At 43.4% G+C, this 16,047-nt stretch carries 14 protein-coding genes; 11 read left to right on the top strand and 3 right to left on the bottom strand.

Annotated features, from left to right (window positions below; translation table 11 throughout):
* Positions 1–388 precede the first annotated feature (388 nt).
* The 9 genes from D1151_RS15395 to D1151_RS15355 all read left to right on the top strand — a co-directional run bounded on the left by D1151_RS15395 (position 389) and on the right by D1151_RS15355 (position 10,275).
* Complete coding sequence (locus tag D1151_RS15395; RefSeq protein ID WP_161909475.1) at positions 389–1,087, top strand: aspartate/glutamate racemase family protein; 699 nt, start codon at positions 389–391, stop codon at positions 1,085–1,087.
* Positions 1,088–1,274: 187 nt separating this feature from the next.
* Positions 1,275–2,687 carry a serine hydrolase gene (locus tag D1151_RS15390; protein ID WP_161909474.1) on the top strand — a complete coding sequence of 471 codons (1,413 nt, stop codon included), beginning with the start codon at positions 1,275–1,277 and terminating at the stop codon, positions 2,685–2,687.
* Positions 2,688–2,730: 43 nt separating this feature from the next.
* Complete coding sequence (locus D1151_RS15385; protein ID WP_330588366.1) at positions 2,731–3,690, top strand: ABC transporter permease; 960 nt, start codon at positions 2,731–2,733, stop codon at positions 3,688–3,690.
* A gap of 1 nt (position 3,691) precedes the next feature.
* The gene (locus D1151_RS15380) at positions 3,692–4,537 is read left to right on the top strand and encodes an ABC transporter permease (RefSeq protein ID WP_160201915.1); all 846 of its coding nucleotides are present in this window, start codon (positions 3,692–3,694) and stop codon (positions 4,535–4,537) included.
* Positions 4,538–4,557: 20 nt separating this feature from the next.
* The gene (locus D1151_RS15375; protein ID WP_160201914.1) at positions 4,558–5,532 is read left to right on the top strand and encodes an ABC transporter ATP-binding protein; all 975 of its coding nucleotides are present in this window, start codon (positions 4,558–4,560) and stop codon (positions 5,530–5,532) included.
* A 1-nt stretch (position 5,533) separates the two neighbouring features.
* Positions 5,534–6,508 carry an ABC transporter ATP-binding protein gene (locus tag D1151_RS15370; protein WP_161909473.1) on the top strand — a complete coding sequence of 325 codons (975 nt, stop codon included), beginning with the start codon at positions 5,534–5,536 and terminating at the stop codon, positions 6,506–6,508.
* Between the two features lie 101 nt (positions 6,509–6,609).
* A complete protein-coding gene (locus tag D1151_RS15365; RefSeq protein ID WP_161909472.1) occupies positions 6,610–8,169 on the top strand; it encodes an ABC transporter substrate-binding protein in 1,560 nt (519 codons plus the stop codon).
* 265 nt (positions 8,170–8,434) lie between these two features.
* Positions 8,435–9,460: a P1 family peptidase gene (locus tag D1151_RS15360; RefSeq protein WP_160201911.1), complete on the top strand. Its 1,026-nt coding sequence runs from the start codon at positions 8,435–8,437 to the stop codon at positions 9,458–9,460.
* 14 nt (positions 9,461–9,474) lie between these two features.
* Entirely contained in the window at positions 9,475–10,275 is an 801-nt protein-coding gene (locus tag D1151_RS15355) for a M55 family metallopeptidase (RefSeq protein ID WP_160201910.1), read from the top strand.
* A 497-nt stretch (positions 10,276–10,772) separates the two neighbouring features.
* Here the strand turns inward: D1151_RS15355 and D1151_RS15350 are convergent, their stop codons facing one another.
* The 3 genes from D1151_RS15350 to D1151_RS15340 form a co-directional block, all read right to left on the bottom strand.
* Positions 10,773–11,558 carry a serine hydrolase gene (locus D1151_RS15350; RefSeq protein WP_161909471.1) on the bottom strand — a complete coding sequence of 262 codons (786 nt, stop codon included), beginning with the start codon at positions 11,556–11,558 and terminating at the stop codon, positions 10,773–10,775.
* On the bottom strand, positions 11,558–13,144 hold the full coding sequence (locus D1151_RS15345) for an amidohydrolase family protein (RefSeq protein ID WP_161909470.1): 1,587 nt from the start codon (positions 13,142–13,144) through the stop codon (positions 11,558–11,560). The genes D1151_RS15350 and D1151_RS15345 overlap by 1 nt, the downstream gene beginning before the upstream one ends.
* Before the next feature lie 242 nt (positions 13,145–13,386).
* A complete protein-coding gene (locus D1151_RS15340; protein WP_161909469.1) occupies positions 13,387–14,160 on the bottom strand; it encodes a carbon-nitrogen hydrolase family protein in 774 nt (257 codons plus the stop codon).
* Positions 14,161–14,384: 224 nt separating this feature from the next.
* On the opposite strand from D1151_RS15340, the gene D1151_RS15335 reads away from it, so the two are divergent.
* Complete coding sequence (locus tag D1151_RS15335; RefSeq protein WP_161909468.1) at positions 14,385–15,242, top strand: DUF3990 domain-containing protein; 858 nt, start codon at positions 14,385–14,387, stop codon at positions 15,240–15,242.
* On the top strand, positions 15,239–15,727 hold the full coding sequence (locus D1151_RS15330; protein WP_161909467.1) for an antitoxin: 489 nt from the start codon (positions 15,239–15,241) through the stop codon (positions 15,725–15,727). Before D1151_RS15335 ends, D1151_RS15330 begins: the two co-directional genes overlap by 4 nt.
* Positions 15,728–16,047 lie beyond the last annotated feature (320 nt).

Raw genomic sequence — 16,047 nt, 5'->3', positions numbered from 1 at the left:
TGCCAAATCGTTTAAGTAGCAGTTGGTGAATACGATATGTTCGCCAAAGATGTCCTCCAGATTATTTTTGATAAACTCAATAGCGTTCTTGTTGTTGGACGTTCTATATATAATGATAACTCTTTTTGAATTGTTCATGAAAACACCTCGCTTGAGCAAAAAATGCACGGGATAATTTAATAAGAATAGTATAGCCTAAAACGAGCAAAAACAAAAGGGAAAATGTGGTGAAATATGATTTAATAGGATTATAACACAAAATACTGGAAGAAGCGTGATGAAAAAAGGGGGAAAACAGCGATATAAAAAAATTGAATACTGTGGTAAAATTGGCATATAAATTGCTCTTTAAATTAAGACAGCCTAAAAAATAAGGAGAAGTAACAATATGGACAAAAAGATTGGAGTGTTAGGCGGCATGGGACCGATGGCATCGCAGCTCTTTTATAAGCTTGTAACAGAAAAGACTGCTGCAGATTGCGACCAGGACCATGTAAGGATGGTCATTTACAGTGATTCATCTATGCCGGATCGAACTGGCGCCATTTTAAGCGGTGAATATGATAAAGTGTATTCTCAGCTTTTGGAAGACGCAAAAGTACTTGAGAACTGCGGGTGCGAAGCGATTTGTATTACCTGCAATACAGCACATTTCTTTGGAGAAATGATGGTAGATCAACTCAAGGTTCCTTTTATTCACATGATTAAAGAAACTGTTGATGCCATTGCAAGAGAAACGCCGGGCGCAAAAGTTGCTGTCCTTGCAACGGATGGGACCATCAAAACAGGACTCTATCAAAAACATATGGAAGCAGCGGGGCTTACAGCTTATGCGCCGTCTGAGGAAATACAAAAGGAAGTCATGTATCAGATTTATGACCGAATTAAGAGTGGACTTGTCTGGGACGCAGTCTCTTGGGATAGAATTGAAGAAGCGGTAAAGAGTGCCGGGTGCCAAAAAGCAATTATGGCATGCACGGAACTGTCCGTCATCAAAGCCGATAACGGATTGTCAGATTTTTATGTAGATCCGATGGAAGTGCTTGCTGAAAAAGTGATTTTGTTCAGCGGAAGAAGATTAAAATGAGTTGAAACAGGATTTAATTATTAATGTATCCTATTATGGGGTGCATTAAGGATAGAAAATCGTTAGAAGTACGTCAGGAATTTAGATAAATAAGTTTGGCATAAAAATTGCTGTTTATATATGCAAATAATCTGTCAGATTATTTTTATAAGTTCGAATGACGTATGGACAGACAAAAGGAAAGACAATGAAACAGGATAAAGAAGTATTGAATCAGTATTTAGAGAAGCTTTTTCAGGAAAAAGGATATGCGGGCATGGCTGTATCCCTTCGCGGACCAGAGGGACCCATCTTCGAAAGAGGCTTCGGATATAGAAGTATAGAAAAGAATTTGCCGACAGACGAAAATACGGTTTTTGGCATAGCCTCTATGAGCAAATCCATGACAGCGCTGGCATGTTGTATTCTTCATGCAGAAGGCAAGCTGAGCCTGGATGATCCGATTACCAAGTATTTTCCAAGTTTACATATTCCAGGCGCACCGGATGAATGCGTGACACTGAGAGTCATCGCTATGCACAGAGCAGGTATTCCGCCTCTTCCTCCGCTGGAATGGTCCATCGCGATGAACAGTGCCGAAGAGGACAATGACTGGTATCGCCATATGGTAAAAACAGCGCCGAACAAGATGGAAACCATCGATCAGGTTGTAGATTATCTGGCACAGGGCGATTATACGCCGCTTGGTGCGCCGGGCGAATTCATGAGTTATTCCAATGACGGCTATGCACTTCTCTCCTATGTAGTGGATATGGCAGCAGGAATCACCTTGGAAGAGTTTTTGACTGAACGGATATTTAAACCTTTAGGCATGACTCGCTCTGTTCTGGATCTTGACGCAAGTGAGGCAAAGATTTTGGCACAGGGTAATATTACCAGTCTTTTTGAAAAAGACTATGAAGAAAACAAAATGTACGAGGATGACAATTGGTCGGTGCTTCCGCCTTTCCGCGGCTGCGCCTGTGTAAAGTCCACAGCAAGCGATATGACCAGGTATTACAAGATGCTGGCAGATTACGGTATGTGGGAAGGCAGCCAGGTTATCCCGAAAGAAGCAGTAGAACTGATGGTGGGAAGAGAATTCCCACTTAGGAAGGAACCCTTCTATTGTTTAGGTCTTACGAAAAATCTGATTGGAGGTATGCAGATTTGCCAGCACACCGGCGGACTTCATGGCGTATCTTCTATGGGTGGATTTACAGAAACCGGCTACAGCGGCACTGTCCTTTGCAATCAGGGCGATGTCGATGTAGAGGAATTTTTGTGGGTGTTATATAATTTTGCACTAGGACTTCCGCTGGAAACAAAACATCATTGGATCGTGCCAAATGGCAAAGAGTTCAGCCAGCCGGAAATGCTCTGCGGGGATTATTTCAGCAATGAAGGGCTGCCGGCACATACCATCGTTACTTATGAGGACGGCATATTAAAGGTGGATTATAACGGGATGAAAGGAATCCTGAAATACTGCGGCGGCTTGGCATTTGCGGTATTTGCTGAAAAGGATCCGACCCGAAGAGTCAGTTCCTTCCGCTTTTTCCTTAGAGATGGAAAAGCATGGGGCGTGAGATGCTACAACAGAATTTATCAGAGAGTGTAAGGGGAATTTTATTTAGCTCTTTGTATGTTATATTTAGCAACAAATAAAGAAGGGAGATGTAATTATCAGAAATTATACTATCAAACGAATTCTGCAGGGACTGCTTTTAGTTATCTGCGTATCTTTCCTGGTTTTCAGCTTAATGTACATGATGCCAGGTGATCCGGTAGATATGGTCGTAGACCGTAAAGTATCGGAAGAAAGAAAAGCAGAAATTGCCCATGAAATGGGCTATGACCTGCCATTTTTTACCCAGTACAAGAACTGGGCGTCAGACATTCTCCACGGAGATTTCGGAACATCCACAAGATACAAGAGTGATGTTTGGGATTTAATGAAACAGAGGATTCCTTACAGTTTAACGCTTTGTGTATGGTCGCTGATTTTGGAGCTTGTGATTGCCTTGCCACTGGGACTGTTGTGTGCGGTAAAGAAAGACGGTTTTTTTGACCGATTTACAGTTAACTTTTCGCTGCTGCTCACCGCAGTGCCGTCGTTCTGGCTGGCAGCGCTATTCATCCTGTTCTTCAGTGTAAAGCTTGGTGTACTGCCAATTAGTGGTTATGCACAGCCTGAAAACTGGGTACTTCCAATTGCAGTAACCGTACTTACCGGTATGGGGGGGACGCTCCGTATCACTAAAACAGAAGTATTGGAAGTTTTTAACGAAAAATATGTAACCACAGCCTATGCAAAGGGACTTCCAAAGAAAACTGTTTTGATTAAGCATGTACTTAGAAATTCATTAATTTTGGTTACTACACTGGTGTTCATGTCAATTCCTTGGCTGATTTCTGGTGCCGTTATCATCGAAAAAATATTTGGTTTGCCAGGTATGGGAAACCTCCTTCTCAACTCTATTATCGTTCAGGACATGCCGGTTGTACAGGCGGTATTGCTTTTGATTGCGATTTTGACCGTAATCTGCAACTTGCTCAGTGATATCATCATGGGTATCCTGGATCCGAGAATTAGATTATCATTGAGCGGAGGTGACAACTAAGATGAACAAAAAATGGAAAGAAAGACTCTATGAGTGCTGGAAGAACAAAAACTTCATGATTGGTTTGTTCGTTCTGGTTTCCCTCATTATTATAGCAGCTTTTGCAGACGTGATTGCGCCATACGGTGTCAATGAACACGGCGTTGGCGGTCGCTATGAGGCGCCAAGTGCAAAATGCTGGTTTGGTACAGACGCATTGGGGAGAGACTTGTTTTCTCGCGTTATCTACGGAAGCAGACTGGCTCTGTGGGTAGCCTTCCTGGGCGGCAGTATTCAGCTTGTTATCGGCGTTGTTGTAGGTCTTGCCTGCGGTTTCTTTGGAAAATGGGTTGACAGAATCCTGTCCTTCCTGACAGATTTGACCTGGTGTATTCCGGGAACCATTCTGGCGCTGGCGGTAGTTACCTTAATCGGTAAAGGCTTGACCAACACTATTATTGCAATTTCCCTTGTTGCATGGGCAAGTTATGCGCGTGCGGTAAGAGCAAAGACCTTATCCCTTAGAAATATGGCGTTTGTTGAAACCGGAAAAGCTTTTGGTGAAAGCAACGCTGCTCTAATGGTCAGATACATATTGCCAAATGTAGTTCCGTCTCTGATTGTTCTGGTATCTTTAAACCTGCCGGGAACTATCATGTCGACAACTACGCTGTCTTTCCTGGGACTTGGCTCACAGCCGCCGTCACCGGACTGGGGACTTGCAATCTCTGAAGGTATCAAATCCATTACCAGAGCGCCTTGGCTCAGTTTGTACCCTGGTATTGCACTGGTATACACTACGTTTGGTTTTAATCTGCTGGGTGAAGGTCTTAGAGACCTCCTCGATCCGCATATGAAGTCACAGTAAAGCAAGAAAGGAGTATGGAAATGAGTGAAGAATTATTAAAGCTTGAACATCTGTCCATCGACTACAAAGTAAAGGATGGATACCTTTCTGCTGTCAACGATGTAAACTTTACAGTAAATAAAGGCGAGGTATTTGCAGTAGTCGGTGAATCTGGCTGCGGTAAATCCACCGTTGCCCACAGCATCATGAATCTGCTGCCGGGTGGCAACGAGGAGATGCATGGAAAAATTCTGTTCAAAGGCAAAGATCTGCGCACCTGTACACAGCAGGAAATGGAGTCTATTCGCGGAAAAGAAATCGGTATGATTTTCCAGAATCCGCTGGATTCCCTAAATCCAGTGTACACCGTAGGCGGACAGATTGCAGAAGCAATCCAGCTTGACAAAGTAGATAAAGTAGAAGCATGGAACAGAGTAACTCAATTATTTAAGGATGTTAAGATGCCGGATGCGGAGGAACGCGTAAAGAGCTTTCCCCATGAACTGTCCGGCGGTATGCGTCAGCGTGTCATGATCGCTATGATGTTATCCAGAAATCCGGAGCTGCTCATTGCAGACGAACCGACCACTGCTCTTGATGTAACGATCGAGGCGCAGATTCTGGAAATCATGAAAGAATTGAAAGATAAATATAATACGGCAATTATGCTGATTACCCATAACTTTGGTCTGGTAGCAGAAATTGCAGACAAGATTGGTATCATGTATGCCGGTGAAATGGTAGAAAGCGGAGACGTATTTGAAATCTTTGCAAACCCAACTCACCCGTACACTCGTCTTCTCATGCAGGCATTGCCTAGCAAGACCAAAGCGGAGGGGCGTTTGCAGACTATCACGGGTTCTGTTCCTCGTATTACCGAGAAGAAACCGGAATGTCGTTTTGCAAACCGCTGTCCGTTTGCAGAGGAAGTGTGCTTCAAAGAAGCACCTCCGATGAATTATGTAAGTGAAAGCCATTTCTGCCGTTGTCATTTGGCTGGAAAGGAAGAAAAGTAAGATGGAGAAAGTGATGATTAAACTGGATGGCCTAAAAAAATACTTTTCTATTTCTAAAGGCCTTGTAAAAAAGACAACTACCTACGTAAAGGCAGTAGATGATATTTCCCTGGAAATTGGAGAAGGTGAGATTGTCGGTCTGGTTGGAGAATCCGGCAGCGGAAAAACGACACTGGCGCGTGTAATTTTGAACCTGACTAAGATGACCGGCGGTAACATTACCATCAACGGAATTGACCTTGCAAATGCCAGCAGGGCTGAGATGAAGCAGCTTCGCAGCGAAATTGCTGTCGTGTTCCAGGATCCGGCTTCCAACCTGAATCCGAGACAGACTGTAGAAAGCTCCATCATGCGTCCGATGATTATTCACGGCGTGCCAAAAGCCGAAGCAAAGCAGAAGGCTAAGGAAGTGCTGGAAATGGTAAAGATGGACCAGAGATATCTGGACAGCTTCCCACACCAGTTATCCGGCGGTCAGCTGCAGAGAATTGCTATCGCAAGAGCGCTGGCACTGAATCCAAAAGTGATGATTCTCGATGAGCCGACCAGTGCCCTTGACGTATCCGTACAGGCACAGATTCTCAATCTGTTGCTTGACCTGCAGGAACAGTTGAATCTGACCTATTTGGTAATCACTCACGATTTGAACGTCATCAAGTACATTAGCGATAAAATCGCTGTCATGTATCTGGGACGTCTGGTGGAATTCGGACCAACCCTTGAAATCGCGGAACATGCAAAGCATCCGTACACAAGAGGATTGCTTAACGCAGCGCCGATTCTTGACCCGAATCTTCGTGACAGAAAGAAAGAGGTCATGGGCGGCGATCCGGGCAGCCTGATCAATATCGGAGTCGGCTGCAGATTCTGCGACAGATGTAAATATGCGACTGAGGAATGTAAGACAACGATGCCAAAGGATACGATAATCGCACCGGGACATCAGGTTTCCTGCTTCCATCCGCTTGCTGATTAAGTGGAAATTAAAGATGGTTGTAATATAAATTGCAATATATATTGCCCTCGGTAGAGAAAAAACTAGAGGGTATCCTAACCCAATGAAAAGAGGAGGACAACATGAAAAAGAAATTATTGGTATTGAGCCTGATTGCTGTATTTGTATTCAGCATGACCGCTTGCGGCGGTGGCGATGGCGGAGATGAGGCTTCTGCAAAGACTGAGCTGACCATTATTGACGGTGAATGGTACGGACTGGATACTTACCAGCTGGACAGCACTGCAGGCGGACAGGGACTGAACTCAGCTTCTTTATTCCAGTGGAACGCTGAAACAGGCGATGTAGCTGACAACGTATGCACTAACTGGAAAGTAAGCGAAGATGGAAAGACTGCTACCTTTGATGTACCGGAAGGAATGCTGTATTCCACTGGCGAACAGGTTGAACCGGAAGACGTAATCGCTTCCATCGAACACGGACAGAAAGTCAGCCCTTATAACGATGGTTATGACAACATCGAATCCATGGAATGGGAAGGCAGAACAGTTACACTGCACCTGTCCGAATTCCGTTCCGACATGCTGTATTACTTCTGTGCTGGTTTCGTAATTGTAATCGACAAAGACGAACTGGACAATATGAGTGACGAAGAGCTCATGTGGGAATGCCACCCTTACGGACTGTATGCGCTGGCTGAAGACGGATATGTATCCGGTTCTGAAGTAAACCTTGTAAGAAACGAAGGCTTCAAATGTGCAAATCCGCTGGTAGAAAACCAGGGCGCTGGCAAATTTGAAACGGTAAAGGTAAGATTTAATGTAGAAGAATTTACCCAGACAGAAGATCTGAAGGCTGGAAACGTAGACATTCTGATGTCCGTAGGCAGCGACCAGTATCTGGAACTGCAGGACAATGAAGATATCGAAATGGTTGATACTACATATCCGAACATTACTTACTTCGAAATGAACACTGACCACGATGTATTCTCCGACATTAACGTTCGTAAAGCATTAGCGTTGGCTATCGACAGAGACGGTTTGGCAGAATCTGTTGACGGACTGATTGCGCCTGCTTATTCCATGATTTACGATACAGTACAGAACTTCAATCAGGATGCAAAAGACTGGTTCCAGAAGAATCTGGCAAACGATCCTGAACAGGCTAAGCAGCTCCTCGAAGAAGCTGGCTGGAAAGAAGGCAAAGACGGCATCCGTGAAAAGGACGGTAAGAAATTAGAGTTCACATGGTATGCTTGGACTGATGCTACCACCATTCCTGAAGCTATGGCTGAACAGCTGAGACAGGTTGGTTTCCAGATGAACATCGAAGCAATTGACTGGAACTACGTATACGAAAACATCAGTGCTGACAAGTATGACGCTGGTATCGAATGGCTGTCCTGGGCAGAACCAATGCTGGTACTGAATGCTTGCCACTATGACAAGAACGCACCAAGCAACACAGACGAATACTTTGATATGGTTAAAAAAGCAGCTCACGAAACTGACGGTGAAGAAAGAACTAAGATGGTTGGTGATATCCAGATGTATCTGTTTGAAAATGTAAACATGATTCCTATGTACGCTGAACTTTCCTTCTCCGCTATGAACAAAGATCTGAAGGGCTTCAACGTATTAGCTGACGGTTCCACTCCGCTCAATGATCTGGCATACTAATCTGTAAAATATAGAGCATTATGCTAATATGAAGTAGTGAATGAGGAGCCGCTATCTGGGCGGCTCCTTTTTTCAGAAAGGATGCTTTCTGAAATGCAGGAACAAGTTGAAACGAGATGAAATAAGATAGAAACACATCATGCAAATGGGTGAATCGCTACTCTGTGTGCTTTTACAAGCTTTTGGGCGATATGTCAATTGGCACAAAAATTGCATTAACTATGGTTTGTAAAAGGACACATAAAATAATAGAGGAGGGCAAAGAATGGGCTTGCCAAAGGATTGCAAAGTAGATTTGCAGAACAAGTTTCCGAAAGGAAAAAGAAACTTGATTAGTGATGTTCCCGGCGTAAAGGTTGGGCATGTCACGCTGAAAGACGACGAAAAATTTATACATACCGGGGTTACAGCAATCCTGCCTCACGAAGGAAACCTGTTTCAGGAAAAGGTTGCTGCCGGTGCATGTGTCATCAACGGATTCGGAAAGAGTGCGGGTCTTGTTCAAATCGAAGAACTGGGCACCATCGAGACACCAATTTTGATGACGAATACCCTCAGCGTGGGCGCTGGATTAAATGGATTAATTCAGTATATGCTGAAAGATAATGAGGATATTGGTGTATCTACGGGAACCGTAAACTGTGTTGTAACGGAGTGTAACGACGGCGAACTGAACGACATTCGCGGCATGCACGTGAAAGAAGAGCATGTGCTGAAAGCTTTGGAAAAGGCTGACGAGGAATTCACCGAAGGCGGTGTCGGCGGCGGTACAGGTATGTGCTGTATGGGGCTGAAAGGCGGAATCGGTTCCGCTTCCAGAATTATCACATGCAACGAAAAAGAATACACTCTTGGCGCAATTGTCATGTCAAACTTTGGTGTACTAGGCAATCTCAGAATTGACGGAAAGCGTATTAAGACGGAGCTTCCAAAGGAAGACAAACCTGAAAAGGGATCTATCATTATTGTACTTGGTACAGATATCCCGCTCAGCGACAGACAGCTGAAACGTATTGCAAAGAGAGCAACTGTCGGTCTTGCCAGAGTCGGTTCTTTCCTTGGAAATGGAAGCGGCGATATCGCCATCGCATTCTCCAATGGAAATAGAATTCCGCATTACAGCAAAGAAGATGTTCTGGAAACTAAGATGTTTCATGACAACGCTATGGATAAACTCTTCGACGCTACTGCAGAGGTAGTAGAAGAAGCTGTTATCAGCTCCATGTACCATGCAGAAACCACAAAGGGAATCAGAAACAAAGTTCTCTACGGACTGCGTGAATTCATCTAGGATGAGGTTATAAGATGAGAAAGATATTTATTAGTGCAGATATTGAAGGAATCACCGGAGTAACTGGCTGGTGTGAAACCCGCTATGGCGGTCAGGGCTATGACGCAGCATGCAGACAGATGAGCCTGGAAACTGCAGCAGCATGCAGGGCAGCTCTAGATGCAGGATACGAGGTTGTAGTTAAGGACGGTCATGAAGACGGGCTGAACATTGACGCTAACCTGCTGCCAAAGGGAACCCAGCTGATTCGCAGCTGGATGTCGGATCCTTACGCTATGATGGCAGGTCTTGATCAAAGTTACGATGGCGCAATTTATATCGGTTACCATGCAAAAGCGTGGTCCAATGACAGTCCTTTGACCCATACCATTGAAGATTATCTCTTCAACTGGATTAAAGTCAATGGAGAACTTGCCTCTGAGTTTTCCCTCAATGCGCTTCTTGCCGATGAAATGAGTGTACCTTCCATTTTCCTTTCTGGAGACAAAGGCATTTGCGATGATGCAAAATCTCTGTATCCATCTATGGAGACTGTGGCTGTAAAGCACGGCACAGGGAATGCGACCTGGAATATTCATCCGGAAGAAGCTATCGCACTGATTGAAGACGGTGTAAAAAAAGCCCTGGCTGCAAAGCATCAGTCGAAGCCACTGGCAAATGAGTATCGTATGGAGATTAACTTCAAGAAACATCAGAAAGCCAGACACGCTTCCTGGTATCCGGGCGCAAAGCAGATTGACTCCAATACTGTAGAAATCACCGCGAAGACACCGACCGACCTTGCCATTGCAAGAATGTTTATGACAGGGGTATAAAGGCAAAGGGTCTACAAAATAGAAATTACCATTCCAGTAATATACATTTTTCTTAACCTAAAGAACGCTGCAAGACGTGCTATCGCGCCGGTTTGCAGCGTTCCGCTTTTTTGATATTTGGTGGAGCGGCGGTTTGATGGAGTTTACTTTGGAGGTGCTGGGTATTGTGCATATTTTCGAGAAAAGGTTTCAAAATATGCACGAGGCTGTGCATAGATTTCGAAGAAACTCCAAAAATATGTACATTTCACTTGAAAATCGGGAGCCATATTCAGATAATCTGCATATATTTGCTGATTATCACGAAAATATGCATAGTTTGAAAAGGTGATGTGCATATTTTCGAGAAAAGATTTCAAAATATGCACGCAGTTGTACGTATTTTGAAAAGAAATGCTTAAAATATGCACACTCATGTGAATTGCTGCAATGGCAAAGAGCTGCAGTAAATGCAGCTCTTTGTGAATGAAAATGAAAAGATTTTAGTCTTGGTATCGCTATTTTGTTTCGGCGTTGTCAGCCAGCTCAGCTTGCTCGACAAGAGCCTTGGTGGTTCTGCGGATAAAGTCTTCGTACATAGGGACATCGACTTCGTTTGAGGCGAAGCAGACAACAAAAGGCTGTTTTGCATAGACAATGCCTACATCGTGGGCTTTGTCTTCTTCGTCGCCGGTTTTGTGCGCCATAGGATAGTCCATAATCAGATGACCGCCCATCTTGTGGTTTATTTGCTGCTGCCTCATGATATCGTCCAGCCAGATGGAAGATTCCTCATTGACTAGAGTCTTATGGTATATCTTTTCCAGGAGAATGCCGATTTCTTCAGGAACAAAGTAGTTGTTGATTCCGCGGGCTTCTCTCTCTAAATCCCACAATTCTCTGTTAAACTGGGTTCCGATTAAGCCAAGTTCCAGAAAAGCTTCTCTAATCTTTGGGACGGTATAGTGACGCAGCAGTGCGTTAGTTGCTGTATTGTCACTAATGGTAATCATCAGTTTTCCCAGCGTTTCCATATCCAAAGTCACCTCACCGGTCATGTGCTGTACTGCGCCGCAGCCGGGCACTTTCTGATCCTGATGAATTAGAATTTCTTCTCGAAAGTCTGCTTCCCCACGGGAGCGGAGCAGGAGAATAGCTGCCATTAAAGGGAGCTTTACGACACTTGCCGGAAGAAATGGTTCTTTTTCGCGGTAGCCGTAAGTCTCGCCAGTGACTAAATTATGGTAGTAAAATCCAACTTTTCCCTCCATCTGAGAGAGTTCATTTAAGATTTGTTCTTTCATTATAGGGTTTCTCCTCTTTTCAAGATAGCGCCAGCTTTTGCGCCGGTGTGTCTGCCGTCTTTCGCTGTCAGCACGCCGTTTACGTAGACACGGCGAATGCCTTTGCATGGCTGCTTAGGATTATTAAAGGACGGAGTGTCTTCAATTTCATCAAAGTCAAAGAGGACTAAGTCCGCCTGCATGCCTTCCTTGATTAGACCTCTGTTGTTAATGCCTAGACGGTTTGCAGGAAGTCCGGTCATTTTGAAAATGGCAGTTTCCAGCGGGAAGAGCTTGCGCTCTCTGCAGTATTTGGAGATTACGCGCGGGAACGTACCAAACCAGCGAGGGTGCGGTTGTCCCGGATAATCCATGGAAGCAGCTTCACCGTCGGAGCCAATCATCACATATGGCTGTGGCATGATGTATTCGATATCTTCTTCGCACATGCCGTAGTTGACCTCGTTGACACGACCACGCTCTTCTAAAATCAAATCAAAGCATGCGTCTTCCGGATCAACGCCACGAATTTCTGCAATTTCTTCTATATTTTTACCTACCACCCAAGCGTTTTTTTCGCTGGCAACGTAGGAGACGCAGATGTCTCCCCATCTGCCCAGGTGACTTTGCCTGGCTTCTTCTTTTAGTTTTGCTCTAGTCTCTGGATTCCGAAGTCGTTCAAAGAGAGCTTCCATGCCGCCGTCAAATGCCCATAAGGACACATTACTGTCCAAAGTAGTGGCAGAAGCATTGTATGGATATTGATCCACTTTTACGTCAAGACCTTCGCGTCTAGCTCTGTCAATCATGGCAATAGTAGTTTTGCAGCTGACCTGCCAGCCGGATTTGCGGGTGCATTTGTGGTGAGATACCTGCAGCGGTGCGCCGGAGCGTTTTGCGATTTCCAGCGCTTCGGAAAGCGCTTCCACCAGATAGTCACCTTCGTCTCTCATATGGGTTGCGTAGAAAGAACCGAAAGGAACTAGTTCTTCTGACAAAGCTGCCAGCTCGTCTGCGTCTGCATAGCAACCCGGCGGATAAATCAGTCCGCTGGACATAAAGTATGCACCGTCTTCTAAAGCTTTGCGAAGGAGTCCGCGCATTTGTGCAAGCTCTTCGCTGGTCGGTTTGCGTGCATCGAATCCCATAGCCGCCAGCCTGATGGTGCCGTGTCCGACAGCGGTTCCAAAGTTAACGCTCAGCTTATGCTCCTTCAAAGTATCTAAATATTCTCCAACGGTTTCCCAGTTGTATGTTAAATCACCAACATAATCTTTTAACTGTTTTTTTCTTTCAGGGTCAGCGCTGACCGGTGCTACGGACATGCCGCAGTTGCCGCCGATTTCTGTGGTAACACCCTGTAGAATTCTGCTTTCTGCAAGCGGATATTCCAGTAGTGAGACATCGCTGTGAGAATGAAGGTCGATAAAACCAGGAGAAAGGTATAAACCCTCTCCGTCCACGATTTCCGCTGCGTCGTTTTCTTCTTCGGCAGTACATGTACCGATTTTATGGATGCGTCCATCCTTGATGGCGACGCTGCCCCGATACCAGGGAGCGGAAGTGCCGTCAATGATACGGACGTTTTTTATGATACAGTCAAACATAAATGAGATTCCTTTCTTTTGAAATCCTGCTGAACGTTTTCTACGCATATAACTTGCAAGAATAGTGCCAGAATTTGCAGGGGAAGAAAGCAGGGAAAAAGGCTGAATTGAGAGGATTTGAGAAGTGAAAAAACAGGAGGAAATGTGGATTAATAGGTTTTAATATGATTGTTAAGGTTTTGTTGGATTTTGGTTATGGCAAATCATCAAATTAGGGTGATTTGTCATAACCGTTGTGACCGTCATGTCTGCAGAAAATAATCGCTATTTACCAGTCTGCCTTTCATGCCGAATGTGGTTTCAGGCTTGATAAAATCATAAACCAGTAAACCCTCAGAATTCAATACAGCCTCTTTCTTGATTTCGCCGTTATAATCAAAAATAGCGGTAGGAGCGGTCTGGAAACGAGAGATACTGTTGACTGAAACTATTGTCATAACATTTTCGACAGCACGCGTAATGAGATGAGATTTAATGATATTGTAGCGGTCCGGTAGAGGAGTTTCACTGGTATCCGAAAAGGATACAAAGCAAATATCTGTATTTTCTTTGTACAGTTCTCTAAAAGGTTCAGGGAATCGAACATCAAAACAGATGCGGAATCCGACCTTTATATTGTCGATTTCAAAGATACCGGGCTTTGTTCCTCTGATAAAGTGGTCTGTATCCCAGCCCCATAATGCAGTTTTGTCATAATAGCCCATCAGCGTTCCGTCATCAGCAAAGAGACCAATGGAATTAAATCTGCCTTCGGTGTCAAATCTTACAGTTCCGACAGCTACGAATATTTTATACTGTTTGGCAAGTTCAGATATGTGCAGCAGAGCTGCGTCTATTTCCTCTTTAGGAATATTGTCAATGTTTTGCTCGATAGGAGGATACCCACATAGTGCACATTCATGAAAAACAATCAGTCTGACACCCTGTTCGGCGGCAAGGCAGATGGCATTTCTTATAGTTTCTAAGTTATTTCTGATACTGTTTGTGCTTGAAAATTGATAAACGCCTATTTTCATTGGGTTGCGTACCTCCTTGATATATTTCAATCATTATATCACACTTCAGTGAGTTTCAGTATTGTTTTTTAAAATGTTTGTTAGAATCCCGTGTTTCACAGTAAATAAGACAATCGCAAAAAACTTTATCTTTATAAATGTTGAAAATAAGTTTTACAAAACTGTTTGAACTTGTTTTCAACATATGTTATAATAAGTTTGACAGTACAAAAGGAGAGTTGTTTATGAATGATTTCGCATTGTGTACAGACATTGAAATTGTAATGGAATTATTAGATATAACTGCAAAAGAACTTGCAGATGATATCGGCGTTACTGCAACAACTATTTCTCGGTGGAGAAAAAATGAGGAACAGATTTCTTCATCCAATCTGAATGCCTTTTACAACTTTGCCTTCGGTAAAGGTATCCGGCTTAACAAGATAAAAGAGCAGCTTTTTAAAGAAGATTGCAGCAGTAATTCTACCATACTTTTTCACGGCGCCAAAACATACATTGACGGGAGGGTTTCAATTGAGAGATCTAAAAATACCAATGATTTTGGCAGAGGCTTTTACTGCGGAGAAAGTTTGGAACAATCGGCTATGTTTGTTGCCAATTATCCGGAGTCCTCACTCTATGTTTTAGAGTTTAATAAAACGGCTTTGAGTTATACGCAATTAAATGTTGATAGGGATTGGATGTTGCTTATTGCCTATTTCCGAAACAAATTAACCGACTATGCGAATCACCCTATTATACAGGATTTACTTGCAAAGCTTGAAGGGGTCGACTATATTATTGCTCCGATTGCCGACAATAGAATGTTTGAGATTATCGACAACTTTATTGACGGTGAAATCACAGATGTTCAATGTCAGCATTGTCTTTCCGCAACTAATCTCGGTAATCAATATGTTTTTGTTACTGATAAAGCACTAAGTCAGTTGCGGATATTACGCCATTGTTATTTAGCATCCGATGAAAAGCGGTATTATCTTTCGTATAAGCAGGAAGAGTCACGTATCGGTAATGATAAAGTAAAAGTCGCCCGTAGGCAATACAGGGGTCAGGGCGAATATATAGAGGATATTTTGAAATGAGAAAAATTGATGAAATCGGTTTAAAGTTATGTAAAATACAAGGAGATGTTTTTTCTGCTTCGGTAAAAGAAACAGAATGCAGTTCACCAATATTTATGAGAAGGTTTATGCATTCTCAGGTGGCACAGCGTATGGATTTTGGCGGTTTTTTGTTTGAAGCCTGTGATACAAATCAGATTTTTGATGAAGTAAATACAGAATTTGGCAAAAGCTCCTATGGCAAAGAAAAATATTCCGAAGCAGAGTTGTATTGGATTGGGTATATTTATCGCTATTGGTCTTACACATATCAAAAGACAAGCAAACAGGTATACAAGTTCATCAAACCGAAAGAACTTCGAGGTCTTTACTATCCGTATCATTCTCTTGACCCCTCACAGGCGATTGAAAGAATTTTAGAGGCTAAAGGAGTAAATGAAAGAGATTTGACTGCAAGAGGCGTAAAAATTATGCGAGATATCATGAAAAACGAGAATAAGCAGTAAATCTTAAGTTCGCTTTAACGGTATTACGCTTTCAACTGGATGCTGACACTGACCAAAAACAAATTTATGAAATCTTAACTTCTTTCACTGCGGGGTGAAGCATATCTATGAAGCAAAACTGTATGATGTAATTCTTTAAGAATCTTGCGCTAGAGGAGATTTTTAAAAATGTTTTCATTGTCGAATAAGCTGGATTTAGAATTGGAAACAGCCGTCAGCTACTGATGGCTGTTTTTGTGTGGGGGGAGAGTTTATACTTAGGTTAGACAAAATGTCTAGCCTATTTTTTTTATGTTGAAATTGCAACGGTTTCCGGAGAC

This window comes from Emergencia sp. 1XD21-10 (assembly GCF_009936045.1).
Classification (GTDB): domain Bacteria; phylum Bacillota; class Clostridia; order Peptostreptococcales; family Anaerovoracaceae; genus Senimuribacter; species Senimuribacter intestinalis.
Note: the sequence above shows the minus strand (reverse complement) of the source record. Positions and strands in the feature narration are given on the sequence as shown.

Coding starts and splice junctions, on each gene's coding strand:
- D1151_RS15395 (WP_161909475.1), top strand. CDS start 389: ATGGACAAAAAGATTGGAGTGTTAGGCGGCATGGGACCGATGGCATCG.
- D1151_RS15390 (WP_161909474.1), top strand. CDS start 1,275: ATGAAACAGGATAAAGAAGTATTGAATCAGTATTTAGAGAAGCTTTTT.
- D1151_RS15380 (WP_160201915.1), top strand. CDS start 3,692: ATGAACAAAAAATGGAAAGAAAGACTCTATGAGTGCTGGAAGAACAAA.
- D1151_RS15375 (WP_160201914.1), top strand. CDS start 4,558: ATGAGTGAAGAATTATTAAAGCTTGAACATCTGTCCATCGACTACAAA.
- D1151_RS15370 (WP_161909473.1), top strand. CDS start 5,534: ATGGAGAAAGTGATGATTAAACTGGATGGCCTAAAAAAATACTTTTCT.
- D1151_RS15365 (WP_161909472.1), top strand. CDS start 6,610: ATGAAAAAGAAATTATTGGTATTGAGCCTGATTGCTGTATTTGTATTC.
- D1151_RS15360 (WP_160201911.1), top strand. CDS start 8,435: ATGGGCTTGCCAAAGGATTGCAAAGTAGATTTGCAGAACAAGTTTCCG.
- D1151_RS15355 (WP_160201910.1), top strand. CDS start 9,475: ATGAGAAAGATATTTATTAGTGCAGATATTGAAGGAATCACCGGAGTA.
- D1151_RS15350 (WP_161909471.1), bottom strand. CDS start 11,558: ATGAAAGAACAAATCTTAAATGAACTCTCTCAGATGGAGGGAAAAGTT.
- D1151_RS15345 (WP_161909470.1), bottom strand. CDS start 13,144: ATGTTTGACTGTATCATAAAAAACGTCCGTATCATTGACGGCACTTCC.
- D1151_RS15340 (WP_161909469.1), bottom strand. CDS start 14,160: ATGAAAATAGGCGTTTATCAATTTTCAAGCACAAACAGTATCAGAAAT.
- D1151_RS15335 (WP_161909468.1), top strand. CDS start 14,385: ATGAATGATTTCGCATTGTGTACAGACATTGAAATTGTAATGGAATTA.
- D1151_RS15330 (WP_161909467.1), top strand. CDS start 15,239: ATGAGAAAAATTGATGAAATCGGTTTAAAGTTATGTAAAATACAAGGA.